Origin of the sequence: Sphingobium sp. LMA1-1-1.1 (assembly GCF_040676365.1) — a bacterium.
Lineage (GTDB): Bacteria > Pseudomonadota > Alphaproteobacteria > Sphingomonadales > Sphingomonadaceae > Sphingobium.
In genome coordinates, this window is the sequence record NZ_JBEGHS010000012.1 from 751978 (window position 1) to 777188 (window position 25211).

At 64.3% G+C, this 25211-nt stretch carries 27 protein-coding genes; 13 read left to right on the plus strand and 14 right to left on the minus strand.

What is annotated here, in order from left to right; all coding sequences use genetic code 11:
- Positions 1 to 217: 217 nt before the first annotated feature.
- From lldD to MRBLMA1_RS10815, 3 genes are read right to left on the minus strand one after another with little or no spacing between them, the layout of a single operon-like run.
- Positions 218 to 1402 (minus strand): FMN-dependent L-lactate dehydrogenase LldD, encoded by a 1185-nt coding sequence (lldD, locus tag MRBLMA1_RS10805; RefSeq protein WP_363736727.1) that lies wholly within the window; start codon positions 1400 to 1402, stop codon positions 218 to 220.
- On the minus strand, positions 1399 to 2163 hold the full coding sequence (locus MRBLMA1_RS10810; RefSeq protein WP_363736898.1) for an SDR family NAD(P)-dependent oxidoreductase: 765 nt from the start codon (positions 2161 to 2163) through the stop codon (positions 1399 to 1401). The genes lldD and MRBLMA1_RS10810 overlap by 4 nt, the downstream gene beginning before the upstream one ends.
- Positions 2163 to 2957: an IclR family transcriptional regulator gene (locus MRBLMA1_RS10815; protein ID WP_363736728.1), complete on the minus strand. Its 795-nt coding sequence runs from the start codon at positions 2955 to 2957 to the stop codon at positions 2163 to 2165. The genes MRBLMA1_RS10810 and MRBLMA1_RS10815 overlap by 1 nt, the downstream gene beginning before the upstream one ends.
- Before the next feature lie 51 nt (positions 2958 to 3008).
- On the opposite strand from MRBLMA1_RS10815, the gene rhmD reads away from it, so the two are divergent.
- From rhmD to MRBLMA1_RS10850, 7 genes are all read left to right on the plus strand, one after another.
- Positions 3009 to 4238 (plus strand): L-rhamnonate dehydratase, encoded by a 1230-nt coding sequence (gene rhmD / locus MRBLMA1_RS10820; RefSeq protein WP_363736730.1) that lies wholly within the window; start codon positions 3009 to 3011, stop codon positions 4236 to 4238.
- A gap of 9 nt (positions 4239 to 4247) precedes the next feature.
- On the plus strand, positions 4248 to 5105 hold the full coding sequence (locus tag MRBLMA1_RS10825; protein ID WP_363736732.1) for a fumarylacetoacetate hydrolase family protein: 858 nt from the start codon (positions 4248 to 4250) through the stop codon (positions 5103 to 5105).
- Positions 5102 to 5851, plus strand: a complete 750-nt coding sequence (locus MRBLMA1_RS10830) for an SDR family NAD(P)-dependent oxidoreductase (protein ID WP_363736734.1) — start codon at positions 5102 to 5104, stop codon at positions 5849 to 5851. Before MRBLMA1_RS10825 ends, MRBLMA1_RS10830 begins: the two co-directional genes overlap by 4 nt.
- Before the next feature lie 63 nt (positions 5852 to 5914).
- On the plus strand, positions 5915 to 6823 hold the full coding sequence (locus tag MRBLMA1_RS10835) for an amidohydrolase family protein (RefSeq protein WP_363736736.1): 909 nt from the start codon (positions 5915 to 5917) through the stop codon (positions 6821 to 6823).
- On the plus strand, positions 6823 to 7911 hold the full coding sequence (gene rhaT, locus MRBLMA1_RS10840; RefSeq protein WP_363736738.1) for an L-rhamnose/proton symporter RhaT: 1089 nt from the start codon (positions 6823 to 6825) through the stop codon (positions 7909 to 7911). The genes MRBLMA1_RS10835 and rhaT overlap by 1 nt, the downstream gene beginning before the upstream one ends.
- A 190-nt stretch (positions 7912 to 8101) precedes the next feature.
- A complete protein-coding gene (locus MRBLMA1_RS10845) occupies positions 8102 to 8470 on the plus strand; it encodes a DUF6481 family protein (protein ID WP_363736740.1) in 369 nt (122 codons plus the stop codon).
- A gap of 125 nt (positions 8471 to 8595) precedes the next feature.
- The gene (locus MRBLMA1_RS10850) at positions 8596 to 8787 is read left to right on the plus strand and encodes a hypothetical protein (protein ID WP_363736742.1); all 192 of its coding nucleotides are present in this window, start codon (positions 8596 to 8598) and stop codon (positions 8785 to 8787) included.
- Positions 8788 to 9171: 384 nt separating this feature from the next.
- Here the strand turns inward: MRBLMA1_RS10850 and MRBLMA1_RS10855 are convergent, their stop codons facing one another.
- From MRBLMA1_RS10855 to ppsA, 6 genes are all read right to left on the minus strand, one after another.
- On the minus strand, positions 9172 to 9867 hold the full coding sequence (locus MRBLMA1_RS10855) for a spermidine synthase (RefSeq protein WP_363736743.1): 696 nt from the start codon (positions 9865 to 9867) through the stop codon (positions 9172 to 9174).
- Between the two features lie 123 nt (positions 9868 to 9990).
- Positions 9991 to 10200 (minus strand): hypothetical protein, encoded by a 210-nt coding sequence (locus MRBLMA1_RS10860; RefSeq protein WP_133654887.1) that lies wholly within the window; start codon positions 10198 to 10200, stop codon positions 9991 to 9993.
- 58 nt (positions 10201 to 10258) lie between these two features.
- Positions 10259 to 10402, minus strand: a complete 144-nt coding sequence (locus MRBLMA1_RS10865) for a hypothetical protein (RefSeq protein ID WP_363736746.1) — start codon at positions 10400 to 10402, stop codon at positions 10259 to 10261.
- 257 nt (positions 10403 to 10659) lie between these two features.
- The gene (locus MRBLMA1_RS10870) at positions 10660 to 10866 is read right to left on the minus strand and encodes a cold-shock protein (protein ID WP_363736748.1); all 207 of its coding nucleotides are present in this window, start codon (positions 10864 to 10866) and stop codon (positions 10660 to 10662) included.
- A gap of 364 nt (positions 10867 to 11230) precedes the next feature.
- The gene (locus tag MRBLMA1_RS10875) at positions 11231 to 13759 is read right to left on the minus strand and encodes a cation-translocating P-type ATPase (RefSeq protein ID WP_414714765.1); all 2529 of its coding nucleotides are present in this window, start codon (positions 13757 to 13759) and stop codon (positions 11231 to 11233) included.
- 1 nt (position 13760) lies between these two features.
- Entirely contained in the window at positions 13761 to 16184 is a 2424-nt protein-coding gene (ppsA, locus tag MRBLMA1_RS10880) for a phosphoenolpyruvate synthase (protein WP_363736752.1), read from the minus strand.
- Positions 16185 to 16339: 155 nt separating this feature from the next.
- Between ppsA and MRBLMA1_RS10885 the strand changes: the two genes are divergently transcribed.
- From MRBLMA1_RS10885 to MRBLMA1_RS10910, 6 genes are all read left to right on the plus strand, one after another.
- Positions 16340 to 17935 (plus strand): MBL fold metallo-hydrolase, encoded by a 1596-nt coding sequence (locus MRBLMA1_RS10885; protein WP_363736754.1) that lies wholly within the window; start codon positions 16340 to 16342, stop codon positions 17933 to 17935.
- 11 nt (positions 17936 to 17946) lie between these two features.
- Positions 17947 to 18618, plus strand: a complete 672-nt coding sequence (locus tag MRBLMA1_RS10890; RefSeq protein ID WP_363736756.1) for an NAD(P)H-dependent oxidoreductase — start codon at positions 17947 to 17949, stop codon at positions 18616 to 18618.
- A gap of 5 nt (positions 18619 to 18623) precedes the next feature.
- Positions 18624 to 20111 carry a thymidine phosphorylase family protein gene (locus MRBLMA1_RS10895; protein WP_363736758.1) on the plus strand — a complete coding sequence of 496 codons (1488 nt, stop codon included), beginning with the start codon at positions 18624 to 18626 and terminating at the stop codon, positions 20109 to 20111.
- Complete coding sequence (locus tag MRBLMA1_RS10900; protein WP_363736759.1) at positions 20108 to 20992, plus strand: ribose-phosphate diphosphokinase; 885 nt, start codon at positions 20108 to 20110, stop codon at positions 20990 to 20992. Before MRBLMA1_RS10895 ends, MRBLMA1_RS10900 begins: the two co-directional genes overlap by 4 nt.
- Positions 20993 to 21159: 167 nt before the next feature.
- Positions 21160 to 21516: a hypothetical protein gene (locus MRBLMA1_RS10905; RefSeq protein WP_363736760.1), complete on the plus strand. Its 357-nt coding sequence runs from the start codon at positions 21160 to 21162 to the stop codon at positions 21514 to 21516.
- 13 nt (positions 21517 to 21529) lie between these two features.
- Complete coding sequence (locus MRBLMA1_RS10910) at positions 21530 to 21658, plus strand: hypothetical protein (RefSeq protein ID WP_363736761.1); 129 nt, start codon at positions 21530 to 21532, stop codon at positions 21656 to 21658.
- A 15-nt stretch (positions 21659 to 21673) separates the two neighbouring features.
- Here the strand turns inward: MRBLMA1_RS10910 and MRBLMA1_RS10915 are convergent, their stop codons facing one another.
- From MRBLMA1_RS10915 to MRBLMA1_RS10935, 5 genes are all read right to left on the minus strand, one after another.
- Positions 21674 to 22342 (minus strand): phosphoribosyltransferase, encoded by a 669-nt coding sequence (locus MRBLMA1_RS10915; protein WP_363736762.1) that lies wholly within the window; start codon positions 22340 to 22342, stop codon positions 21674 to 21676.
- Complete coding sequence (locus tag MRBLMA1_RS10920; protein ID WP_363736764.1) at positions 22339 to 22995, minus strand: dienelactone hydrolase family protein; 657 nt, start codon at positions 22993 to 22995, stop codon at positions 22339 to 22341. The genes MRBLMA1_RS10915 and MRBLMA1_RS10920 overlap by 4 nt, the downstream gene beginning before the upstream one ends.
- A 2-nt stretch (positions 22996 to 22997) precedes the next feature.
- Positions 22998 to 24341, minus strand: coding sequence for an erythromycin esterase family protein (locus MRBLMA1_RS10925; protein WP_363736766.1), 1344 nt, complete (start codon positions 24339 to 24341; stop codon positions 22998 to 23000).
- A gap of 157 nt (positions 24342 to 24498) precedes the next feature.
- On the minus strand, positions 24499 to 24768 hold the full coding sequence (locus MRBLMA1_RS10930) for a response regulator transcription factor (RefSeq protein ID WP_363736767.1): 270 nt from the start codon (positions 24766 to 24768) through the stop codon (positions 24499 to 24501).
- An 11-nt stretch (positions 24769 to 24779) separates the two neighbouring features.
- A complete protein-coding gene (locus MRBLMA1_RS10935) occupies positions 24780 to 25199 on the minus strand; it encodes a response regulator transcription factor (protein WP_363736769.1) in 420 nt (139 codons plus the stop codon).
- Positions 25200 to 25211: the final 12 nt, after the last annotated feature.

Here is a 25211-nt window from a genome sequence, read left to right on the forward strand (position 1 = left end):
CCACGCCGGCCGGCGACGGCGGTGGCCGCATCCCGGCGAGACGAACCTCGTTATCTGTTGAAAATCGGGCGGCGCATTTCGAGGCGCCAGCAATCAGGTCAGCGGATCATAGCCTTCAATCCTCCCCGGCCTCACCTGAGACTCGATGACAGTCGCATTGCTGCCTGAGCCTCGGGATGCGGGGGTTGACGGCAGATGTCAACATAATTCTCAAAAATTATTCTATCATTCCATTATGTGAGAATTGATTTGCCAGGCGTGACCGATCGATGGAGGAGATGTCCGTGCACCCGGTCAGCGCCATCGCCACCCGCATCTCGGCCTCGACCTGGCGCAGGACGTGGGCAACGCCCGCCTGCCCGGCGGCGGAAAGCGCGTAGACCCAGGCTCGCCCCAACAGCACCGCATCGGCGCCGAGCGCGAGCATCCGCACGACATCGAGGCCGGATCGGATACCGCCGTCCGCCAGCACGGCCAGCCGGTCGCGCACCGCATCGGCGATCGGCGGAAGCGCGCGGGCACTCGACAGCACGCCATCGAGCTGGCGGCCGCCATGGTTGGAGACCACGATCCCGTCGGCGCCGATCGCGGCGGCGGCCTTCGCATCCTCGACGTCGAGGATGCCCTTGATGATCAGCGGTCCGTCCCAGGTCTGGCGGATGAAGTCGAGATCGCGCCACGATACCGAGGGATCGAAATTGTTGCGCATCCAGGCGAAGAAATCCTCCAGCCCGGTGTTGGGGCCGAGCACCGGCGCGACGTTGCCAAGCTGGTGCGGGCGGCCGTTGAGGCCGACGTCCCACGCCCAGCGCGGATGCGTCGCGCCCTGCCACGCGCGCCGCAGTGCGCCGCCGAGGCCCGGCGCGCCGGCCAGACCCGAGTGATAGTCACGATAGCGCGATCCCGGCACCGGCATGTCGACCGTGAAGACCAGCGCCGAGCAACCGAGCGCTCGCGCCTTCTCCAGCAATTCGCGCATGAAGCCGCGATCGCGGATCATGTAGAGCTGGAACCAGAAGGGCTTCGTGGTTCCTGCCGCAACCTCGTCCAGCGGGCAGGCCGAGACGGTCGAAAGGCAGAAGGGCACGCCCGCCGCCTCCGCCGCGCGCGCTGCCTGCACCTCGCCGCGTCGCGCGTTCATCCCCGCAAGGCCGATCGGGGCGAGGCCCACCGGCAGCGCCAGCCTCTGCCCGAAGAGAGTGGTCGCCAGATCGATCGTCGATACATCGTTAAGCACCCGCTGGCGAAGCGCGATCGCCTCCAGGTCCGCGACGTTGCGCTTCAGCGTCACCTCGGCATAGGAACCGCCGTCGATATATTCGAACAGGAAGGGCGGCAGACGGCGCCGGGCCAGCTCGCGATAGTCGATCGCGGAGGCTGCCGTGCGGATCTTCCGGCTCATTGCAGGTTCACGAACGCGCCGCCATCGACCAGCAGCGCCGCGCCGGTGACATAGCGCGCCATGTCGGAAGCAAGGAAGACGATCGGACCGGCGAGATCCTCGGGCGCCCCAAGCCGCCCGAGCGGGATGCGCGCCTCCATGCGCGTCCGCTTTTCCGCGTCGGCAAGGTCGTCCTTGTTGATGTCGGTCAGGATCGTGCCGGGCAGCACCGAATTGCAGCGGATGCCATGTCTGCCGAGCGCGATCGCGGTCGATTGCATCAGCGAGTGGATGCCCGCCTTGGTGGGGGTATAGTGGGTCTGCATCTCCCCGCCGACCAGCGCCGAGATCGACGAGACCGCGACGATCGCCCCGCCGTCTCCCTGTCGCACCATCTGGTTGGCGGCCGCCTGCACCATGTAGAAGGCGCCGTGGAGGTTGACGCCCATCGTCCGCTCGAAGGTCTTGGCAGGCATGTCGAGAAAGGCGTGGAACGGGCAGATGCCGGCGTTCGACACGAATATGTCGACCCGCCCGAGCGCGTCCACCGCTCGGCTGACGAAATCGGTTGCGGTGCGCGCATCGGCGACGTCGCCTTCGATGGCAATCGCGCGGCGTCCCAGCGCCTCGATCTGCGCCACCGCGCTCGCGGCGCCTTCGTCGTGCCCCAGATAGTTGATCGCGACATCGGCGCCGTGGCGCGCCGCCTCGATCGCCGTCGCCCGCCCGATGCCGGCGGAGCCACCGGTGACGAGCAGCACCTTGTTCTGCAAAAGCATCATCATCCTCTGGTCTTGGGGGGCGACCAGCCGAGTTCGGTGCTGATCGCCTTCGCGGTGTCGACCACCTCGGTGGCGAGGTCCACCATCCGCTGGTCGTCCATATATTGCGCGGCGCTGGATACGCTGATCGCGCCGACGATCTTGCCGGCGACGTCCCGGATTGGCGCCGCCACGCAGCGTATCTGGTCCTCATTCTCCTCGAGGTCGAAGGCGCGGCCTGCCTCGACATAGCCCGCCATCCGCTCGCGCCACAGCGCGGGATCGACCGGGTGGGAGCCGCTTTTCTGGTCGGCATCGAAGCGCTCGGCCCAGTAAGCGGGCGGGTGATCGAGCATGAGCGCCTTGCCGAGGCCCGTGGAGCTGAGCGGTTGGCGATCACCGACCCGGCTGGAAATGGTGATCCGCCGGCGCCCCGGAACCTTGTCGAGGTAGAGCGCCTGATCGTCGACCAGTACGCCCATATGCACGGTGTCGCCGGTCGAGGACGAAAGGCGCTCGAGATGATCGCGCGCAACCTGGATGAGGTCGATCTGCGCCTGCGCCATTGCGCCCAGTTGCAGCAGCTTGGCGCCCAGGCGGTAGCCGGCGCGCGGCGTGTAGGCGAGGTAGCCGCGATCGGCCAAAGCCGTAGCCAGCCGGTACGTCGTGCTCTTGGCGAGGCCGATCCGCTCGGACAGTTCGGCCAGCGCCAAACCCTCCTCGCTCACCGCCTCCAGAATATCGAGCCCGCGCATAAGCGTCTGGCTGCCCGCGCCCACGCTGCTGCCGCTCTCCTCGTTTTTGTTTTCGGTCATGTTGACGCCCTCATATCCATTCTATAAAACACGTTTCCATATATTGGCAACATGGTCGTGCAGCGGCCTGACTATATAGGGGTGAGGATCTCCGTGGCGCTACCGTTGATCAAGTATGTCCGCGCCTTTGTGGTGCGCGGCGGCGGGGCCGACTATCACGACCAGGGCGAGGGGCACTGGATCGACGATCACATCGCGACGCCGATGGCGCGCTATCCCGAATATCGGCAGAGCCGGCAGAGCTTCGGGATCAATGTGCTGGGCACGCTTGTGGTTGAAATCGAGGCGGCTGACGGCACGGTCGGCTTCGCGGTGACGACCGGCGGAGAACCGGCCTGCTACATCGTCGAAAAGCATCTTGCCCGCTTCCTCGAAGGTCGCGACCCGGCCGACTATGAGAAGATCTGGGACCAGATGTACTTCTCGACCCAATATTACGGGCGCAAGGGACTGGTGATCAACGCAATCTCCGGCGTCGATCTCGCTTTGTGGGATCTGCTCGGCAAACTGCGCGGCGAGCCGGTCTACAAGCTGCTCGGCGGCAACGTCCGCGAAGAACTGCAATTCTACGCCACCGGAGCGCGGCCCGATCTCGCCAAGGAGATGGGCTTCATCGGCGGCAAGCTCCCACTCCACCACGGTCCCGCGGAAGGCATTGAGGGCCTGCACAAGAACATCGCCGAACTGGCCGAGATGCGCGCGCGGGTTGGCGACGATTTCTGGCTGATGCTCGATTGCTGGATGAGCCTCGATCTCGATTACGCCACCCGGCTCTCCCACCGCGCCTACGAGGAATGTGGGCTCAAATGGATCGAGGAGGCGCTCTCACCAGACGATTACTGGGGCTATGCCGCGCTGAAGCAGAACGCGCCCAGGGGCCTGCTCGTCACCACCGGAGAGCATGAGGCGACCCGCTGGGGCTTCCGCATGCTGATGGACATGGATTGCTGCGACATCATCCAGCCCGACGTCGGCTGGTGCGGCGGCGTTACCGAACTGATCAAGATCGCCAATTATGCCGAGAGCAAGGGTGTGCTGATGATCCCGCACGGATCGTCGGTCTACAGCTATCATTTCGTCATCACCCGCCACAACTCGCCCTTCGCCGAGTTCCTGATGATGCACCCCGGACCGACCGAAGTGGTGCCGATGTTCGCACCGCAGCTGCTCGGCGAACCGGTCCCGGTCAATGGCCGCATCAAGGTTGGCGCGCTCGACAAGCCGGGCTTCGGCGTCGAGCTCAACCGCGACATCCCCCTTCATCGCCCCTATACCCACTGAGGATTTCCCATGAAGCTCTGCCGCTACGGCCCGCGCGGGTCCGAAAAACCCGGCATCGTCGATGCCGAAGGCCACATCCGCGATCTGTCCGACGTCGTCGAGGACATCACGCCGGCGACGCTCGCCATCGCCAGGGCGGTCCATCCGGACCAGCTGCCCGTGGTCCAGGGCACGCCCCGCTACGGCGTGCCGCTGAAGGGCATCGGCAAGATCGTCGCGATCGGCCTCAATTACGAGGATCACGCGATCGAATCGAACCTGCCGATCCCGACCGAGCCGGTCGTCTTCATGAAGGCGCTGTCGGCGCTCACCGGCCCCAATGACGAGGTGATGCTGCCGAAGGATTCGACCCATGGGGACTGGGAGGTCGAACTGGGCGTGATCATCGGCAAGACCTGCCGCTACGTGGAGGAGGCGGACGCGCTTGATCATGTCGCGGGCTACGTGCTGGCCAACGACGTGTCGGAACGGTTCAACCAGAAGCAGCGCGGCACCCAGTGGAGCAAGGGCAAGGGCCACGACACCTTCTGCCCGGTCGGCCCCTGGCTGGTGACGCCCGACGAGGTCGGCGATCCGCAGGATCTCGACATGAGCCTCGACGTCAACGGCCAGCGCATGCAGACCGGCAACACGAAGACAATGATCTTCACCGTGAAGCAGATCATCGCCTATCTCAGCCAATATGTGACGCTGTTCCCCGGCGACCTGATCATCACCGGCACGCCGCCGGGCGTGGGCGAGGGCAAGAAACCGGACGCGATCTTCCTCAAGCCCGGCGACGAAATGACGCTTTCGATCGCGAAGCTCGGCACCCAGACCCAGACGGTCGCAGCGTGGCGTCATCTCGGTGACGAGGTGCTGACATGACCCTGTTCTCGGGGCGCTATGCCGGCCGGACCGCCATCGTGACCGGTGGCGCTTCCGGGCTGGGCAGGGAAGTGGCGAAGCGGATCGTGGCGGAAGGCGGCACCGTCGCCCTCTGGGATCTCAATGCCGAAACGCTGGCCGCCGCGAAGGACGAGGTCGGCGCCGCGCACACCGTCGCGCTCGACGTCGCCGATCCGCAGGCGGTTTCGGCCGCCGCGCGTGAAACCGCAGACCTGTTCGGCAATATCGACATTCTGGTCTGCTCGGCGGGCATCACCGGGGCAACACAGCCCGTCTGGGAGTTCCCCATCGACAGCTTCCAACGCGTAGTCGATATCAACCTCAACGGCCTGTTCTACTGCTGCCGCGAGGTGGTGCCGCACATGCTGGCGAACGGCTATGGCCGCATCGTCAACGTCGCCTCGGTGGCGGGCAAGGAAGGCAATCCCAATGCCTCGGCCTATTCGGCATCGAAGGCGGGCGTGATCGGCTTCACCAAGTCGCTGGGCAAGGAACTGGCCGGCAAGGGCGTGATCGCCAACGCGCTGACGCCTGCAACCTTCGAAAGCCCGATCCTCGATCAGCTGCCGCAGAGCCAGGTCGATTACATGCGCTCCAGGATTCCCATGGGCCGGCTGGGCAAAGTCGAAGAATCGGCCGCCATGGTCTGCTTCATGGCATCGGAGGAGTGCAGCTTCACCACCGCCGCCACCTTCGACACATCGGGTGGACGCACGACCTTCTGACTTTTGCGGGATGCGACCGCCCGCCCGAGAGGCGGCGCATCCCCCACTGACCGGAGAAGCCGCTTGGACGCCATTCCCTTCGTCGATGCCCACGTCCATCTCTGGGATCTGGCGCACATTCGCTATCCGTGGCTGTTGCCGCCGTTCGACGATGCCGGCCCCAACGGCAGCACCGAGGCGATCGCGAAGAATTATCTGATCGACGACTATCTGGCCGACGCCGGCCGCTGGAACGTCGTCGGTTGCGTCCATATCGACGCCGGCGCGGTGCCCGATCAGGCGCTCGACGAGACGCGCTGGCTCGAAGGCCTCGCTGCGGCGCAGGGTATGCCGAACGGCATCGTCGCCTTCGCGGCCTTGCAAGACGACGGGATCGATGCCGTGCTGGAGGCGCATGCCGCACATCCCCACGTCCGCGGCATCCGCCAGATCGTCAACTGGCACGTCAACCCGATGCGCACCTATAACCCGAGCGACGTCACGCTCGACGACGACTGGTGGCGCGGTTTTGGCCGGCTCGGCCGCCACGGCCTGTCGTTCGACCTGCAATGCTATGCCCCGCAGATGGCGGGCCTCGCGCCGCTGATCCAGCGTCACCCCGACGTGCCGGTGATCATCAACCATCTCGGCATGCCGATCCCGTCCGAGCGGGAGGGGCTGGCGCGCTGGCGCCACGGCATCCGCGCGCTCGCCGCATGCCCCAATGTCTCCATCAAGATTTCGGGGCTGGGCTTCATCGATCGGAACTGGACGCTGGATGCCGTGGCGCCGCTGCTGCGCGAGGCAATAGACGTGTTCGGCACCGCGCGTGCCATGTTCGCCAGCGACAGCCCCACGGACAAGCTCTTCGCCCCGCTCGACCGCTACCTGGAAGCATATCACGCCTTCGCCGCAGGTTTTTCCGAAGAGGAGCGGCGGGATCTCTTCGGCCGCAATGCCAACCGCATCTATCGCTTGGGGCTTGACCTCTGATGCCAGCCAACCCCCTTCTCGGCGTTCTTTTCCACTGGCTGGGCGGCCTTGCCTCGGCGAGCTTCTACGTGCCCTATCGCGGCATCAGGCGATGGAACTGGGAGATATTCTGGCTCACCGGCGGGATCTTTTCCTGGGCGGTCGCCCCGTGGTTTTTCGCCTCCGTCCAGACGCATGATCTGATTGGCGTGATGGCGCAGATTCCCGGCCGGATCGTCGGCTGGTGCGTGTTCTTCGGCATGTTGTGGGGCTTTGGCGGCCTCACCTACGGGCTGACCATGCGCTATCTCGGCCTGTCGCTCGGCATGGCGGTGGTCCTGGGGCTATGCACGGTGTTCGGCACTCTGATCCCGCCAATCTTTCAAGGCGATTTCGCGGCGAAGCTGCTCGGCAGCACATCGGGCCACATGATCCTGCTCGGGCTGCTCGTCACGTTGGCCGGCATCGTCGTGGTGGCGATGGCGGGCGCCGTCAAGGACCGTGCGCTCTCCGATGCGCAGAAGACAAAGGCTGTGGCCGAGTTCAATTTCCGCAAGGGTATCGCGGTCGCGATCTTCTCCGGCGTCATGTCCTCCTGCTTCGCTTTCGGGCTGAGCGCGGGCGAGCCGATCAAGGCACTCTCCGCCGCTGCCGGCACTGGCCCGCTCTGGACTGGTCTGCCGACGCTCTGCCTCGTCATGGCGGGCGGCCTCGCCACCAACGCGATCTGGTGCGCGATCCTGATCGTCCGCAACGGCTCGGCAAGCCAGTGGCTGGGCGGCACTGCCATGCACATGGACGCGGACGCCGGTCGCGGCGAGGGGCGCCCTCCTCTCGGCCGCAACTTCCTGCTCGCCGGGTTGGGCGGTACCGCCTGGTACTTCCAGTTCTTCTTCTACACCATGGGCGAAAGCCAGATGGGGCGCTTCGGCTTCTCGTCGTGGACGCTGCACATGGCCTCGATCATCATCTTCGGCACGCTCTGGGGCTTTGCCTTCCGCGAGTGGAAGGACGCCGCGCCGCGCGTGCGCGCGATGGTGTGGAGCGGTGTCGGCCTTCTCGTCATCGCAACCATCATCATCGGCTATGGCAACATGCTGGCGGCCTGACAAAGCTCCCAAAAGATCGTTTTTAGCCGTTTCGTTCTTCAGACTGAAATTTCGGACAGTGCCTCTACCCGCAATCTGACGATCTTGAGACCAGGGGTATTTTTTGCTAGTGGCTCCCCCTTCACCGCTAAACCGGTCTTGCGTCTGCAACGCGAGGTCCGCCGTCGATATAAACGTTCAAGGATAAACTTTGCCCTCTTATAAAGCTCCCTCGTTTCAAGACCGTATTGCCGCAGCAGGATTGGCCAAACAGAAAGCCCTGGATGCGCTGAGAGCCAAGCCGCCCGTTGACGAGGCAATTATGGCGGAGCGGCGCCGCGCGCGCGAAGCCAAGGATCAAGCACTTGCAGTCGAGCGGGCTGCCAAGGCTGAGGCTGCTGCTTTGGCCAAAGCTCAGAAGGCAGAACGCAAAGCGGCCGAACTGGCGGCAGAAGCCGAAAAACAAGCCGCCGCAGAGGCCGCGGCAGCACTCAAGGCCGCCAGGCTGAAGCCCGCCAGCGCCGCTGAAATGAAGGCTGCGCGCGATGCGCGTTACGCTGCGCGCAAAGCTCGAAAATAAATAGCTGAGGCTGGTTCATACAGGATGGCCGATGGCGTGGGGCAAGCCCCACGCCCATCACCTGAAACGACTCGCTCGGGGTAGCGTATCGACGCTGAGCATCCAACCGAATTGCGGAGCAGAATATGGCCGACTTGTATCAGAAAGCATTGGAGTCCGAACGCCGAAGCCTGTGGGCCGAATGCAGGCTGAAAGGTCTTGCAAAGGATACTCCGGAGCGCATCCGTATAGCGGAACTGGACGGATTGCTTGCAAAGCATAAAGCGAAGAAAGGCGGCGGATCTGCTCCATCCAGTCCTGAGGCGAAAAATCCTTGAACGGGTACGTCAAATTCGAGACGCCTGACGGTGACGTCCTGGCAATCAATGCAGACAGTGTCAGCTTTGTTCGGCGTTACAGAGGAACTGATCAAGCTGGCGCCGTTTTCACTATGAACGAAAACGCTCTGGTCTTTTGATGCCGCATTTTCCGAGCCGTTGACCGTAAACGGTCAACTTGAAAATGCTCGAGCGCCGTTAATTTTGAAAAGGGCCACTACGTCGTCGTTAAGCGCGACCTTGAGGCAGTAATGGACGCGCTCGCCAAAGCATAGTTCGCCAAGGTCGACCTTCCCGGCCGTTCAGGCGTTCAGTTCCAGTCTCCCGCCGCGGAGGGGGCCGTTTTCTGAAAGCCCCTCGCACTGAGGGTCAAATCACGACGAACTACCGGCAGTCATCCTGCTTCGAAGCCAGCCAGATTGTATGAATCACGTCCTCACCATCAACGAGGGCTGCCACACTGACCTCTTCTACATCGAAATGCGCGTTTTCAAGGCGTGCAACGAAGCCTTCATCCCCATAGGCTGACCAGACAGCCAATATTCCATTGGGCCTTAAGGCCGCGTGAGCAGCGCGCAGTCCCCAATTGCAGTATAGGCGTTCATTTGCCAGGTGGATCAGCCCATCGGGTCCGTTGTCGACATCCAGCAGGATGGCATCGAACGCCGACTTCTCTCGGTCGATCACGTCATGCACGTCGGCTATCTCAACCTTGACGCGGGGATCTGAGAGATAATCATGGAAGAGGTGTGACAAAGGCCCATTTGCCCACGTCACAATCTCCGGAACGAGTTCTGCTACGCTTATGATGGCTGTGGATGGCAAGGATTGCAGGGCAGCGCCGAGGGTGAAGCCCATGCCCAAACCGCCGATAAGGATGCGGCTGTCCCGATGCTGCAGGCGGCTACAGGCCAGGGTGGCAAGAGCTTCTTCGGAATGACGGACCTGATTACCCATCAGTTCATTGTCCCCGAACCTGATGGAATAATCATCGCCGCGCCGCCATAAGTGCAGCCGTCCTCCATCAGGAAGCTCTGCCTTGCCGATCAGTTCGACGGCATCATCGGGCATGGATAACATTGAGCTATTTTCCCTTTGCTGATGTCGCTCGCATGGACGCCATGAAGCGCCACTTGTAGCCACGATACCGAGATGAGAATTTTCCGAGGCCAGGCTCAACCAATCGTGTGAGCCGGCAACAATTTACTTGGTTGCAAACTGTCCGGGTCCGGCCTTGAACATATCTCGCGCAAAGTTCCGCACAGCAGTTGCCGTCTTGAACGTCTCCTCCTGCATCTGGGAGGTCACAAGCGGATAACCCTGCGAATTATAGCGTGTTTCACGCACAGTGAGCCGGAAATGACCATCCTCATCCTTTGTAATCAAAAAGGGGCGGATTGCTTCTCGGCTCATTACTGTTCCTAATTCTGGAGAAAGGCCGACAGCGTGGGATACTGCCGGCGCATGATGTTCAACCAATCATCGCTGCAACGATCCGCTTCAATTCATTGGTAGAGAGCGTCGTCGATCGAGTGGGAGAAAAGGGTCTTTTGCCCTGCTTGCCAAAAGGCAGGTGGATAATCGCACGTTTTCTGATCTGTGTAACAATATTCATCGTAAGTCCTTGCGGCTCTTGCCGCATTCCATTTTCAAATTCATTGGTGGGTTGTCCCTGCGTCCGTCTTCCGGCGGATTGATGCCCGCTATCCGTTTGACCAGGGGATGCTTCGCGGTTTGGCTTCGGTGGAAATCCGTATGTTCCGGACGCCTGACCTGTTCACGGGCGGTTTCGTCCCCCGTGAGGCCTCGCAATGCGAACCAATGTCCACAGGCATGTGCCGGGAGCGGCCTCCTGGCCTGCCCCCGCACCGTTTACGCTGATTGGAGATTGACCGCGGACATCTTGCCGCGCTTGTCCTTCTCCAGTTCATATGTCACGCGCTGCTCCTTTTCGAGGGTGTGCATACCTGCGCGTTCCACGGTGGAAATATGCACGAACGCGTCATCGCCTCCGCCTTCGGGAGCGATGAAGCCATAGCCCTTGTCGGCGTTGAAGAATTTGACTGTTCCGGTGATCATGCTCGGTCTCCTTGTTGCATGTCCTGCGAACGCGCGACCATTCGCGCATTCCGGCTTAAAAGAGGCAATGTGGGGACAAAGGTGAACCGAAGCGGCCCGATATCCGTCAAAACGCGACGTTCAGCGAAGCGTCGATAGCACAGGTAGAACGAAATGCAAAATCCAGGTGATCGGATCGGTCGCGGCGACGTCGCTTACAGCAATCACTCAACCCTGCACAACCTGATCCGCCTCAGCGCGCACAGACGACGCAACTGTGGCGGATCCGGGCCATACCGGTGTTCACATATGGCGTCATCACGACTTCCAAAGGAGCAGCACGCCGCAATTCGCTTTTATCGAAGCAACTGCACTTGAAGGGCGGTCAAGCGCGCCTGCCACGCCGTTCCTTGACGATCTCGCACAGAAACAGAACGATCGTGGGCGGTGTGATCAAAAAAGGGAAATCCGCTGGCCTGAGGGGGGAGAAATCGAGAATCCGTCGTAACGGCGCCAGCAGGACGATCGACGCGGATGCTAGCAGCACAGCAGCCGCGGTGTACCGCAATGACGCATTGTTTCGCCATAGGGCGCGGATGAGCGAGGTGCTGAAGGATCGGCTCACCAGTATGAGCGCCATGATGGATCCGACCAGCGCGAAGAAAAGGATCGTCCTAACGCGATCCGGAGCAAATCCCCAATACGTCACTCCCAGCTGAAGCCCGAGCAGCAGCGCGAAAGCAATCCCGCCATATACGATGCTGCGCAGGATCAAGCCCTTCGAAAAAAGACGCTCGGCCGGGTCGCGAGGCGGCCGCTGCATGATGCGGCTTTCGTCCCGCTCCGCCTCAAAAACGAGAGCGCAGACGGGATCGATGATCATTTCCAGGAGCGCGATCTGAATCGGCCCCAACACCAATGGCAGGCCCAGCAACAGCGGAGAAACGGCAAGCCCCGCAATCGGCACATGCACCGCGAAGATGAAGCCGATGGCCTTGCGGATATTGTCGTAGATGCGGCGGCCAAGGCGAATGGCGATGACGATCGCGCCGAAATCATCCTCCACCAGCACGATGGCCGACGCCTCCCGCGCAACATCTGTGCCGCGCTTGCCCATCGCGATGCCGATATCGGCGGCCTTCAGCGCCGGCGCATCATTGACCCCATCGCCCGTCATCGCCACCACTTCGCCTGCGGCCTTCAGCGCCGACACGATCCGCAGCTTCTGTTCCGGCATGGTGCGGGCGAATATCGTGACATCCTTCACCCGCACGCAAAGGTCAGCGTCGGAAAGCGCCCTCACCTCGTCGCCCGTCATCACCACGCCCGCCCCGATCCCCGCCTGCGCGGCGATCGCCTGCGCGGTTATTGGAAAATCGCCGGTTATCATCACGACCCGGATACCCGCCGCCAGGCATTGCGCGACGGCCTCGGTCACGCCAGCCCGCAGCGGATCGGACAAGCCAATCAACCCCAGCAGCGTGAAGTCGTGCACTTCATGCCCCTTCGACAGATCATCGCCCGACGCCTGCGCCGATGCGACGCCAAGAACGCGTATCCCCCGCGCCGCCATCGCCTGCGCCGCCTGTTCCAGCGCCCGGCGCGCGTCCCCATCCAGACGGCACAAGCGCGCAATCGCTTCCGGCGCGCCCTTGGCCGCCACGGTCAGCGGCTCGCCTTCGCCCGCCGGCCGCCAGACATTGGACATCGCCAGCAGGTCCGGTCGCAGGCCATAAGTATGTACTAACTCCCAATCGCCGCGGGCAGGAAGCCGGGCATCCCTGGCAATGCCATGAAACGCGACCTCCATGGGATCGACCGGCACCGGCGCGCTGGCCAGCGCTGCCGCCCCGATCAAGTTGTGGAAGTCGGGATGCGGCAAACCTTCGCCGAGACCCGTCGCAGCGCCGGACGGCAACCAAAGTTCGGTCACGGTCATCCGGTTCTGTGTCAGGGTGCCGGTCTTGTCAGTGCAGAGGACCGTCGCAGCGCCCAAAGCCTCTATAGCCGACGCGCGCCGGGTCAGTACCCCCACCTGCGCGATGCGCCAAGCGCCCATCGCCAGAAAGATGGTCAGCACCACCGGAAATTCTTCCGGCAACAACGACATGGCGGTGGCGATCCCTGCCAGCAGCGCCGCCATCCAGTCGCCACGCAAAGCGCCATAAAGCAGCACGACCAGGAGCGCTACGCTGACACCGCCGACGGCGCACAGGCTCACCGTCCGCGCCGTTTCCTTCTGAAGGTGCGGAACCTGCGTCTCCAAAGTCTCCAGGAACCGCCCGATCTGACCGACGCGGCTGCGAAGGCCTGTCGCCGTCACGCGCGCAACGCCGCTGCCGCGCGTCACGATGGCGCCTGAAAAAAGATGGGGCGTATCATCCCCGCCCGGCTCGGCCTGTTCCTGATCGCTTGGCCCCGCCGCCCGTTTCCGGACAGGTACCGCTTCGCCGGTCAGCAGCGATTCGTCCGCCTCCAGTGCCTGCGTCTCCAGCAGCAGAGCGTCGGCCGCAATCCGGTCCCCGGCATCCAACACCAATATATCGCCGGTCACTACCTCGCGCCCCGCTATGCGCAGCGCTTCCCCATCACGTATCACCAGTGCGCGCGGCGCGGACAGGTCGCGCAGCGCTTCCAGCGTGCGTTCCGTGCGCGCCTCCTGAACGATGGTGATGAGGATGGAGAGGCCCGCAAAACCCAGCAGGATCAACGCATCGGCCTTGTCGCCCAGCAGCAGATAGAGGCCACCCGCTGCCAACAGCATAGCGAACATGGGTTCGCGCAGCACCTCCATCGCGATCCTGAACGGCGTGCGCCGCGCTGGCCGTGGCAGTTCGTTCGGCCCTTCCGCCGCCAGCCTCTCCCGCGCTTGCGAAGCGGAAAGGCCCGTCAGTTCAGCGCCAGCACCGGCCATCTCAAGCCGCAGGAACAACTCGCCCGGCTTCCGCCGCGGCCACGCATTTCAGGGTCGCGACGAAGCTGTCGGGGTTCAGGGATATGCTGTCGATCCCTTCGCGCACCAGGAATTCGGCGAACTCCGGATAATTGCTCGGCGCCTGCCCGCATATCCCGACCTTCACCCCCGCCTTGCGCGCACGGGCGATCAGGTCCGCGATCATCTTCATCACCGCAGGATCGCGCTCATCGAACAGCGGTGCGAGCAAGTCTGAATCGCGATCTACGCCAAGCACCAGTTGCGTCAGATCATTGGAGCCAATCGAAAAACCATCGAACCGCGCCGCGAACTGCTCCGCCAGCACCACATTCGCGGGAATCTCCGCCATCATGTAGAGTTGCAACCCTCGCTCTCCCCGCATCAGCCCATGGCGCGACATTTCGGTGATCACCCTGTCCGCTTCGCCAAGCGTCCGGCAGAAGGGGACCATCACGATCACATTTTCAAAGCCAATCGCCTCCCGCACAAACCGGATCGCCCGGCACTCCAGCGCGAAGCCGTCGCGATAGCGCTCATGATAATAGCGCGATGCCCCCCGGAAGCCGAGCATCGGATTTTCCTCATGCGGCTCGAACGCCGCGCCGCCCAGCAAGTGCGCATATTCATTGGTCTTGAAGTCGGACAAGCGCATGATCACCGGATGAGGATGGTGCGCGGCGGCGATCTTCGCGATGCCCCGGCCCAGCGTCTCGATGAAATAGTCGCGCGGATGATCATAGCCACGCGTCAGCAGCTCGATTTCCCGCCGCTCAGCCGCATCGCTCACCTGATCGGGATGGGCGAGTGCCATCGGATGGACCCGGACGAGGTTGCTGATGATGAACTCCATTCGCGCCAGACCCACGCCGCGCGAGGGCAGCCGCCACCAGCGGAAGGCGCTCGCCGGGCTCGCGACGTTCAGCATCAAGTCCGTGCGCGTGAGCGGCAGGCTGGCCGTATCGACCTCTTCCGAAACAAAGGGCAGGCGGCCAGGATAGACATGTCCCCGGTCCCCTTCCGCGCAGGACAAGGTAAGGTCCTGCCCTGCGGTCAAGCGACTGGTCGCGTCTCCCGCCCCCACGATGGCGGGTACGCCAAGCTCCCGACTGACGATCGCCGCATGACTGGTCGGCCCGCCATGATCGGTGACGATCCCCGCCGCGCGCCGCATCACCGGCACCCAGTCGGGATCGGTATTGTCGGTCACCAGGATCGCGCCATCGACGAATTGCGCAATGTCATCGGTGCTGCGGATGATGCAGGCCGCGCCGGACGCGATGGCATCGCCCACCGCCGCGCCCGTGACGACCGGCGCAGGCGCCTTGCCCGTCAGCCGCCAGGTCTTGAGCGCCGTCGCAGATCGCGTTCCATGCACCGTTTCGGGCCGCGCCTGCACGAGGAACAGCTTGTCGCTCTCGCCATCCTTGGCCCATTCCAGGTCCATCGCGCAGCCATAATGCCGCTCGATCAACACGGCCCAGCGGGCCAGCTCCAATATCTCCTCGTCCTCCAGCACAGGATGGTCGCGCTCATGGCGGCTGCATTCGACCAGTACCGTCCGCGCGCTGCCGCCGGTGGCATAGATCAGCTTCTGCGCCTTCGCGCCGACCCGCTTCTCGACGATCGGCTTGAGCCGTCCGTCCGACAGGAAGGGCTTGAACACCATATAGCTGTCCGGATCGACCCGCCCCTGCACCACCGTCTCGCCCAGCCCCCAGGCCGCGCTGATGACGGCGACGCGCGGGAAGCCCGTCTCCGTGTCGATCGAGAATATGACCCCAGATCCCGCAAGGTCCGACCGCACCATGACTTGTATCCCGATCGACAGCGCGATCTGCAAATGGTCGAAACCCTTCGCCTCGCGATAGGAAATCGCCCGATCGGTAAACAGCGAGGCGAAGCAGCGGCGGCACGCGTCCAGCAGCGCCCGCTCGCCCACGACATTCAGGAAGCTTTCCTGCTGCCCCGCGAAACTCGCGTCCGGCAAATCTTCCGCCGTAGCGCTCGACCGCACCGCGACCGCGACCTCGCGCTTGCCAGCCTTCCGCGACAGATCCCGATAAGCCGACACTATCGGATCAGCGACCGACGGCGGCAATTCCGCGTCCAGAAACAGCCGCCGCGCGCCCTCGCCTGCCTCATGCAGCGGCATCGCACCGCTGCGATACTGCGCCACGATGCCCGCCAGCCGATCCCCAATCCGGTTATGCTCCACCAGCGCGCGATAGGCCGCCGCCGTGGTCGCAAAGCCCGGCGGCACCGCGATGCCCGCCCCGCCCAGCATGGAGACCATCTCGCCAAGGGAGGCATTCTTGCCGCCTACCCGGCCGACATCGCCGCGCCCGATCGCATCGAACCAGAGGATCACCTCGTCCTTGACGGGCAATGGCGGCTTCGTTGGCACTTGGCTGCTCATCGCTTCACTGTGCGGACGCGCCCCGTCTCGCGACATTAGGAAAGATACGGATGCGCCCCTGCCCATCAGTATAACTACGGACTGCCTCCCCCGCCCGTTGGCCCCATGATGATGGCCGGAAAACAAGGATCGGGAGAAACGGCTTGAGCCCTGCCTTAACCCTCACATTCCATGGCGCGGCAGGCACCGTCACCGGCTCCTGCATGGAATTGCGGCTGGGCGATCGGGCCATCCTCGTGGACTGCGGCCTCTTCCAGGGATCGCGCACGCTCGAAACGCTGAACCATGGCGCATTCAGCTTCGAGCCAGGCAAGATCGACGCGGTCGTCCTCACCCACGCCCATATCGACCATTGCGGCCTGCTCCCCAAGCTCGCGGCGCAGGGTTTCGACAAGCCCATCTGGTGCACGCCCGCCACGTCAGACCTGCTCGAATATATGCTCGCCGACGCGGGGCGCATTCAGGAAAGCGAAGCGGATCGCCGCAACCGCCGCCGCGACCGCGCGGGCGAAAGCCTGTTCGAGCCGCTCTACACCGAGCAGGATGCGCTCAATGCCTGGCGCCTCACCCGCCCGACGCCGCTGTGCGACTGGTTCGACCCAGCCCCCGGCTTCCGCGCGCGCTTCTGGAACGCGGGCCATATATTGGGCGCAGCCTCGGTCGAGATAGAAACCGCAGGCATGCACCTCCTCTTTTCGGGCGACCTTGGCCCCATCAACAAGGCCTTTCACCCCGACCCACAGGCCCCCGCCGGTCTCGACCATGTGGTCTGCGAAGCCACCTATGGCGACCGCGCGCGGGAAAAGTTCACCATCGAACAACGCCGCACCCAATTGGAGACAGAGATCAAGGACGCCCTGTCGCGCGGCGGCAACCTCATCATTCCCAGCTTCGCGCTCGAACGCACGCAGGAACTGCTGCTCGACCTCGCCAAGCTGGCCGACGCCAACCGCATCCCCAACGTCCCGATCTTCGTCGACTCCCCCCTCGCCAGCCGCGCCACCAAGGTGTTCGCCGCCCATGCGTCGGAACTGGAGGACACCGGCGGGGAAGACGTCTTTCGTCACCCGTCCATTCATTATGTCGAGGATGTCGCGGAATCGATCCGCCTCAACACCATGACCGGCGCTATCATCATGGCCGCATCGGGCATGTGCGAAGCGGGCCGCATCCGCCATCACCTGAAGCATAATCTGTTCCGGCGGGACTCCACCGTCCTGTTCGTCGGCTTTCAGGCGAAGGGATCGCTCGGCCGCGTCATCCTTGACGGAGCCCAGCGCGTCCGCATTTCTGGCGAGGACATCAATGTCCGCGCCCGCATCCGCCGCATCGACAGCTATTCTGCCCATGCCGACCGCGATGAACTGCATGGCTGGATCGGCGCGCGCAGGCCGATCAGCGGCAGCCTGTTCCTCGACCATGGCGAACCCGAAGCCGTCGCCGCCCTGCGCATCCTGACGCAGGCGGACAATCCCGCAGCCAGCATCATTGCCCCGCAGATCGGCGAAGTCTATGCGCTGGAACCCGGCAAGCCGGCCCACCGCATCCAGACCGGCCGGGTCGACATGGAGGAGCTGAGCGGCCCCGACTGGCAGAATGATTATGCCGACTTCATCACCCACCTGAAACAGCATCTCGGCCGCATCCGCAGCGAACGCGCCCGCCGCGATGCGCTGGCGCGGATGCGGCGCGTGCTCGACGCCTATCAAGAGGCGAAGCAGCGCCAGCACGCCAAATGAGGAACTCGGCCATGCCCAGCGCGTCCCCATCTCCCATCCGCCACGCGGTGGTGCTCGCCCACCCCGATCCCCGCAGCTTCAACGCCGCCATCGCGCAAACCTATTGCGAGGCGGTGGAGGCGGCGGGTCAGCAGGCGATCCTGCGCGACCTCTACGCCATGAACTTCGATCCGGTGCTGAAGGCACATGAACGCCCGGGCCGCAGCGACTTCCGCCTCTCCCCGGACGTGCAGGCCGAACTCGCCCTGCTATGCGGCGCCAATGTCATCACCTTCATCTTTCCCGTCTGGTTCGGCATGCCGCCTGCCATCCTCGTCGGCTATATCGACCGGGTGCTGGGTGCGGGAACAACCATAGGCCAGGTCCAGCATGGCGCGGGCACTGGCCTGCTCGGCAACGGCCATCTGTGCGCCATCACCACCTCCGGCGCGCCGGAGGACTGGCTGCAATCGCAAGGCCAGGCCCAAGCGCTCCGCAATCTCGCCGGCACCTATCTGTTCCGCGCCTTCGCCATGCAATCGAGCGAGGCGCTGTATATCGGCAATGTCGTGGACAGCGCACCCGCCGACTTCTTCAAGGACAATCTTGCCCGCGTGCGCCAGCGGGCGGCCAGTATCTGCGCCCGTGTCGCGCAGGAACTGCATGGCACACCCGTCCCGCCGCAACTTGGCGACGGCAGCTGATCCTCATGCTGACGATCAAGCGCCTCGCCATCGACACCTACCCTGAAAACACCGCCTTTCTGTTGCGTGAAAGCAATGGCTATTCCGCCGAGCAATTCCAGGCGCTGCGCAAGATCCGCATCAGTGACGGAAGCGCCGAAATCCTCGCCACCCTCGCGCTGGTCGATGAACCCGCGATGCTGAAGCCGGGCGAAATCGGCCTTGGCGAGCAGGCATTCCGGCGCCTCGCCCTGCCCGAAGGCGCGGCCGTTGCAATCGAACAGGCGATGCCGCCCCGCAGCCTGGAATTTGTCGGGCGCAAGATCGACGGCGATACGCTTCAGGATGACGAGATATCCGCGATCATCCGCGACATCGCCGCCCACCGCTATTCACCGATGGAAATCGGCGCATTCCTGGTCGCCTGCGCCGGGTTCATGAGCACGCAGGAAACCCTTGCCGTCACCCGCGCCATGGCCGATGTCGGCAACCGCTTCGACTGGAAGGCCCCGCTGGTCGTCGACAAACATTGCATCGGCGGCATCCCCGGCAACCGCACGTCGATGATCGTAGTGCCGATCGTGGCGGCGCACGGCCTCATCATGCCCAAGACATCGTCGCGCGCGATCACCTCCCCGTCCGGCACCGCCGACACGATGGAAGTGCTGGCGAGCGTCGACCTCAGCGAAGACGCGATGCGCGCCATCGTCGCCAGGGAAAAGGCCGTGCTCGCCTGGGGCGGCAAGGTGAACCTGTCGCCCGCCGACGATGTGCTGATCTCCGTCGAACGCCCGCTGCGCATCGACACGTTCGAGCAGATGGTGGCTTCCATCCTGTCGAAAAAGCTCGCCGCCGGGTCCACCCATCTGGTGCTCGACATACCGTTCGGACCCACCGCAAAGGTCCGCACGCAGGATGACGCCGTTCGCCTGCGCAAGCTGTTCGAACATATCGCAGACGAGATCGGCCTCGTCATCGACATCGTGATCACGGACGGTTCGCAGCCCGTTGGCCGGGGCGTCGGCCCGGTGCTGGAGGCGCGCGATGTCATGGCGGTGCTGCGCAACGATGCCGACGCGCCGCAGGACTTGCGCGAGCATGCACTGTTCCTCGCGGGCCGCGTCCTCGACTTCGATCCCGCCCTGCGCGGCGGCCGGGGCTATGCGCGGGCGATGGACCTGCTCGCCTCTGGCAAGGCGCTCGCCGCCATGGAAAGGCTGATCGACGCGCAGGGACGGCAGCCGGTGAAGTTCGCCCTCGGCGACCATGTCCATGAAGTGGTCGCGCCGCATGAAGGGCGGGTGAGCGCGATTGATTGCCATCGCATCGCGCGCATCGCCCGCCTCGCCGGTGCGCCGATGGACAAGGGCGCGGGCATCGACTTACTGCACAAGGTCGGCGCGCAGGTGCGAAAGGGGCAGGCGCTCTATCGCATCCACGCCCAGTCGCCCACTGGCCTTGGCTTCGCGCGCGACCTCGCGGCGGAAGATTCGGGCTATATGGTGGCACGGTGAGCGCGGTGATCCTCGCCTTCGCGGACAGCATGGCGGCGGCGGATAGGCTGGGCGCATCGCTCGACCTGCCGGTTCGTGACGTCGCCGTTCACCGCTTCCCTGACAAGGAAGCGCTCGTCCGCATTCCAGCATCAGCGCGGAGCGTCATCCTGTATCGTTCGCTCGACGATCCCGACCGCAAGCTCATCGAACTCCTGCTCGCCGCTTCCGCCGCGCGGGACAGCGGGGCGGAGCGCGTCATCCTCGTCGCGCCCTATCTTGCCTATATGCGGCAGGACAAAGCCTTTCACCCCGGCGAAGCGGTCAGCCAGAAGGTCATTGGCGGCCTGCTCGCCAGCCATTTCGATGCGCTCCTGACGGTCGATCCCCACCTCCACCGCGTCGCCACGCTATCCGAAGCCATCCCCGGCATCTCCGCCATCAGCCCGTCCGCAGCCCCCCTGCTCACGGCGCTGATCGACGCCGGGGATAATCCGATCATCATCGGCCCGGACAGTGAATCCCGCCAATGGACCGAAGCGATCGCCAGACCGCTCGGCCTCGAAACCCTGGTCGCCACGAAACAGCGCCTCAGCGACCGCCAGGTGAGCCTGACCATCCCGGACGTGGAGCACGCAAGGGGCCGCCGCGCCATCATCGTGGACGACATGATCTCCAGCGGCCGCACGCTGGTGGAAGCGGCGAAATTGCTGCGTCAGGCAGGCGCAACCTCCATCGAAGCCATCGCCACTCACTGCCTCGCTCACCCTGACGACCTCGCCTTCATGGCTGCCCACGGGATCGCGCGCATCGCCAGCAGCGACAGCATCGACGGACCAACAAGCAAGGCCGCGCTCGCCCCCCTCATCGCCCACGCGATGAGGGACAACGGGCTGGCTTAGATCATAGAAGCACCAACCCCGCTCGGGCGGTGCTTGCCGAGGCCCTCTACTCCGTCATGATCTCGGCCACGCGCCGCCGGCCAGCTCGCGCGCCGCGCTGCCCACGCCGGCATAAGTATATGTCCCCATTGGTCCCGCGCGGCGGGCGTGGGAAAAGGGGGATGCTGATGACCAGTAAAGGACAAGGTGCGATGCGGACGATGGCCGTACTGGCGACGGCTCTGCTGGCGGTCGCATGCAAACCCGCCCAGAAGGCAGAGGCTCCCGCCCCCGACCCCAATGCGTCGGCGACGAACTACGCTACGGAGGTCGCCGTGCTGCCCAAGCAGGCCCGCGACGCCGTCTTCTTCCGCGCCATCCGCGATGCGGGCCTGCCGTGCCAAACTATCGTGAGCAGCAACCCCATGCCGGGCGCGCCCTCGCCCGCCGTCGTCTGGCGCGCCCAGTGCGAGGACAAGGCCTATCACCTGATCCAGATCCAGCCCAACGGATCGGCGGTCGTCACCAGCCGCTCCACGCCCTGACGGGTTGCGTACCATGCGCTACCGGCTCATCCTCGCCACCCTTGCCGTAGCGCTGATCCTTGCCGTCCTCGTCCTCCAACTGATCGGCATGGAGTGGCTCTGGGTCATCCTGAACGGCATCATGCAGCACGAACTGCGCTGACAGCCCTCAGGCCGACTACCCGCTCCGCAAAGCCCGCGCCTCGCTGAGCAGGCTCACCACTTCCTCGTCAGTCGTCTGATCAAAGACGACATAATGCGCTCCCACCGCATAAAAGGGATAGGGTTCATAGAGGCATATCACATCGTCGCACTCCTCCCGCAGCCCCGCGACAACATGGGCGGGCGCAACCGGCACCGCCAATATCAGCCGCGCGGGATGCGCCTTGCTCAGTCCCTTGAGCGCCGCCTTCACCGTGCCGCCGGTGGCGATCCCGTCATCGACGATGATCACCGTGCGGCCTGCCACCGCAATCGGCTCCCGGTCGCCCAGATAGGCCCGCCGCCGCCGGTCGATCTCGGCCAGTTGCTTGCGCATTTCGGCCCGGACATATTCGGGCGTCGGCCCCAATTGCCGCACCACATCCTCGTTAAGCACAAGCTGCGGGTTCGCGCCGTCGACCACCGCGCCGATGCCCAGTTCTTCATATCCCTGCGCGCCCAGCTTGCGCACGAACAGCAGGTCAAGGTCCGCCCTCAGCGCCTTCGCCACCTCGAAAGCGACCGGCACGCCGCCGCGCGGCAACGCCAGCACCAGGGGATTGTCCTCGGCCAGATGGGACAGCACCTTTGCCAGACGTACACCCGCATCGCGGCGATCGTGGAACAGCATCGATGGCAGCTTCATCGCGCCGCTCCTTTCAGGTGAGAGGTGAACCAGCGCGCCGCAAGCTTGATCACCTGGTCGAGCGTCCCCTGCTCGTCGAACAGGTGGCTGGCACCCGGAACCACCACCAGTTCCGCGGGTGCCTTCATCAACGTCTTGGCATCATGGTTGAGCGCCAGCACATCCTGGTCCAGGCTGCCGACGATCAGCAGCGTGGGCGCCTTCACGCCCCCCAATGCAGCCGCGCCCGCCAGGTCCGGCCGCCCGCCGCGCGACACGATGGCCGCGGCCCGATCCCCCGGCATGGACGCCGCGATGATCGCCGCCGCCGCGCCCGTGCTCGCGCCGAAATAGCCGAGCGGCAACGGCCCAAGCTGCGGCACCTCCTCCGCCCATTCCGCCACCTCGCGCAGTCGCCGTGCGAGCAACCCCACGTCGAACACATTGCGTCGGTCCCGTTCCTCCTCCGGCGTCAGCAGGTCGACCAGCAACGTCGCCATGCCCACACGGTTCAGGCCCGCCGCCACATGCTGGTTGCGTGGCGAGTGCCGCCCGCTGCCGCTGCCATGGGCAAATATCACCAGCCCGGTTGCGTTTTCCGGAACGTCCAGGAAGCCCGACAGGCGATGCGCGCCAATGACCACATCATGTCTGTTCGCGATAAGCTCTGTCATGATCATAATCCAAAAGGCCAGGTTTCTGGCGCGCCATGCGGCCGTTCGGCGCCCAGCGGCACCACCGCCGTCGTCTGAGCGAACCACACCCACGCGTCGAACTGCTCCGCCATCACGGCCTCGAAATAATGGCTGAGCCGCTCGGTCTCGGGCCGGTAAACGACACCTATGGCGCGCTCCAGCAGCGGCTGGCTCAGCGCATCGCGCAATGCCGCCTTGTCCCGCCCGCGCCAGTCGGTCAGGCAGCGCGCCACGCCCGTTCGGCGAAAGGCATGCTCATAGCTGTCGGGCCGCGCCGGGCGCACCGTCTTGATTTCCATCGCGCTGCCCCAATCGCTCGCCGCCGCGACCAGGCCCGTATCGGTGCCGAACCCGATCGACACCGCATCATCGCCATAAGCAAGGCGGCAAAGCTGGCCGATGTTGAATTCCCCCTGCCATCCCATGGCCGTGGCGGCGGCGTTGCCGATATGGCTGTTATGCGCCCAGATGACCGCCTTCGTGCCACTGCCGCGATGCGCGATCAGGTTTTGCAGCGTTTCGAACATATGGCGGTCGCGCAGATTCCAGCTCTCGGTCGAGCTGCGATACATGGCCCGGTAATAGCGTTCGGCCGCCCGCACGATGCGCGCATTCTGATAGGCGTCGAACCACGCGTCGCCATCGTGTTTCAACAGGTCCAGCCGCTGGTCGAGCAACTCGCGAAGCTGCGCCACGACGCCGTCCTCGCACCCATTGCCGCCCGACATCATGACGGTGCGGCCATATTGGGCCGGTTCGTCCTGCCATGGCGTCAGACATCCATATCGGCGGCGAGCCTGCTCCGCTTCCTGCGGATCGACCTTGTCCAGATAGGCCAGCACGGCATGGATGGATTCGCTGAGGGAATAGACGTCCAGCCCGTGAAAGGACGCCTGCCGCTGTGCCTCCAATCCCTGATTATGGCCACGCAGCCAGTCGGCAAAGGCCAGCACTTCCTGGTTGCGCCACATCCATGTCGGAAAGCGGACGAACACATCGCCTTTTCTGGGGCGCGGTGCCTGATGCCGGACATAATCGTCGATGCGCGCCGCGTCGGGCCAATCCGCCTCCACCGCCACCAGCGCAAAGCCATGCCGTTCGATCAGCCGCCGCGTGATCGCCGCCCGCGCGCGGTAGAATTCCGACGTGCCATGGCTCGCCTCGCCCAGCAGGACGACGCGCGCATCCCCGAAACGGTCGAAGAAATTTCCGAACGCCTCCACCTCGTCGGGCGAAGGCAGCAGCTCGGCATGGCGGCGCAGCATCTGCACCAGCTCGTCGGACGCTTCCATGGTCGAATGGCGGGCGGTTCTTGCCTCAGTCATCATCTTCCTCGCATGCAATCGCTGAAGATAGAGGGGCCACTATTCCGGGGTCCCGCCGCCATGATCCCACAATCCATGCCCGGCGACATTGGGGATTATACGAGGTGCTCCAGCGCCGGGACCGGTTGCGCCCGGTGAGACGGGCAGGCGATCGGCCTCAATGCGACGGCCTGCCTTGGCCGGCGTGCGACTGGCCGTGAAGCACATACAGGGCAACGAGCTGGGCCACCGACTGCACGCCCAGCTTTCGCATCAACCGGGCGCGATGGACCTCGACCGTCCTGTGGCTGATGCCCAACAGCTTGCCGGTCTCCCGGTTGGTATGGCCGCTTGCCACCGCGGCCAGCACTTCGCGTTCGCGGGGCGACAGCAGGTCCATGACGGCGAAAGGCCGCGCGGCTGCCTGCTTTTTCCCAGCGTTCGTCATGACGGCACCTGTCAGTTCCCTACTTGACCCATCGTCGCGTCCCTGATGGCGTTTATCAGCGCCGAATCCTTGCACGGCTTGTCGATCAGAGCGCCAAAGCCATGCGCCATCGCCTTTTGCAGCAATTCGGCCGAACCATAGGCAGTGACCAGTATCGCGGGCCCGCTCCATCCCGCCGCGCGCAACCTGTCCAGCACCTCCAGGCCATTGCATCCCGCCATCCGGTAATCCGTCACCAGACAGGCCGGGTTGTTCGCCTTCACATCGGCGACCAGCGCCTCGGGGTCGGCAAAGGAACGCACCTGAAAACCCCGCCCCTGCAACAGCAGCTGCATCGAACGCCTCGCTCCGGCATCGTCGTCCAACAGGGCGACGAAAATCGGGGGGCTGGATAATTTCGGCGCGCCTTGCGCCGCTGGTGTGAGCAACATGAGAAAATGGTG

What these genes read in the sequence shown, in the direction of transcription:
- lldD (WP_363736727.1), bottom strand. Translation starts at nt 1,402, where the DNA reads ATGAGCCGGAAGATCCGCACGGCAGCCTCCGCGATCGACTATCGCGAG.
- MRBLMA1_RS10810 (WP_363736898.1), bottom strand. Translation starts at nt 2,163, where the DNA reads ATGATGCTTTTGCAGAACAAGGTGCTGCTCGTCACCGGTGGCTCCGCC.
- MRBLMA1_RS10815 (WP_363736728.1), bottom strand. Translation starts at nt 2,957, where the DNA reads ATGACCGAAAACAAAAACGAGGAGAGCGGCAGCAGCGTGGGCGCGGGC.
- rhmD (WP_363736730.1), top strand. Translation starts at nt 3,009, where the DNA reads ATGGTCGTGCAGCGGCCTGACTATATAGGGGTGAGGATCTCCGTGGCG.
- MRBLMA1_RS10825 (WP_363736732.1), top strand. Translation starts at nt 4,248, where the DNA reads ATGAAGCTCTGCCGCTACGGCCCGCGCGGGTCCGAAAAACCCGGCATC.
- MRBLMA1_RS10830 (WP_363736734.1), top strand. Translation starts at nt 5,102, where the DNA reads ATGACCCTGTTCTCGGGGCGCTATGCCGGCCGGACCGCCATCGTGACC.
- rhaT (WP_363736738.1), top strand. Translation starts at nt 6,823, where the DNA reads ATGCCAGCCAACCCCCTTCTCGGCGTTCTTTTCCACTGGCTGGGCGGC.
- MRBLMA1_RS10850 (WP_363736742.1), top strand. Translation starts at nt 8,596, where the DNA reads ATGGCCGACTTGTATCAGAAAGCATTGGAGTCCGAACGCCGAAGCCTG.
- MRBLMA1_RS10855 (WP_363736743.1), bottom strand. Translation starts at nt 9,867, where the DNA reads ATGTTATCCATGCCCGATGATGCCGTCGAACTGATCGGCAAGGCAGAG.
- MRBLMA1_RS10860 (WP_133654887.1), bottom strand. Translation starts at nt 10,200, where the DNA reads ATGAGCCGAGAAGCAATCCGCCCCTTTTTGATTACAAAGGATGAGGAT.
- MRBLMA1_RS10865 (WP_363736746.1), bottom strand. Translation starts at nt 10,402, where the DNA reads ATGAATATTGTTACACAGATCAGAAAACGTGCGATTATCCACCTGCCT.
- MRBLMA1_RS10870 (WP_363736748.1), bottom strand. Translation starts at nt 10,866, where the DNA reads ATGATCACCGGAACAGTCAAATTCTTCAACGCCGACAAGGGCTATGGC.
- MRBLMA1_RS10875 (WP_414714765.1), bottom strand. Translation starts at nt 13,759, where the DNA reads ATGGCCGGTGCTGGCGCTGAACTGACGGGCCTTTCCGCTTCGCAAGCG.
- MRBLMA1_RS10890 (WP_363736756.1), top strand. Translation starts at nt 17,947, where the DNA reads ATGCCCAGCGCGTCCCCATCTCCCATCCGCCACGCGGTGGTGCTCGCC.
- MRBLMA1_RS10895 (WP_363736758.1), top strand. Translation starts at nt 18,624, where the DNA reads ATGCTGACGATCAAGCGCCTCGCCATCGACACCTACCCTGAAAACACC.
- MRBLMA1_RS10905 (WP_363736760.1), top strand. Translation starts at nt 21,160, where the DNA reads ATGACCAGTAAAGGACAAGGTGCGATGCGGACGATGGCCGTACTGGCG.
- MRBLMA1_RS10910 (WP_363736761.1), top strand. Translation starts at nt 21,530, where the DNA reads ATGCGCTACCGGCTCATCCTCGCCACCCTTGCCGTAGCGCTGATCCTT.
- MRBLMA1_RS10915 (WP_363736762.1), bottom strand. Translation starts at nt 22,342, where the DNA reads ATGAAGCTGCCATCGATGCTGTTCCACGATCGCCGCGATGCGGGTGTA.
- MRBLMA1_RS10920 (WP_363736764.1), bottom strand. Translation starts at nt 22,995, where the DNA reads ATGACAGAGCTTATCGCGAACAGACATGATGTGGTCATTGGCGCGCAT.
- MRBLMA1_RS10925 (WP_363736766.1), bottom strand. Translation starts at nt 24,341, where the DNA reads ATGACTGAGGCAAGAACCGCCCGCCATTCGACCATGGAAGCGTCCGAC.
- MRBLMA1_RS10930 (WP_363736767.1), bottom strand. Translation starts at nt 24,768, where the DNA reads ATGACGAACGCTGGGAAAAAGCAGGCAGCCGCGCGGCCTTTCGCCGTC.
- MRBLMA1_RS10935 (WP_363736769.1), bottom strand. Translation starts at nt 25,199, where the DNA reads ATGTTGCTCACACCAGCGGCGCAAGGCGCGCCGAAATTATCCAGCCCC.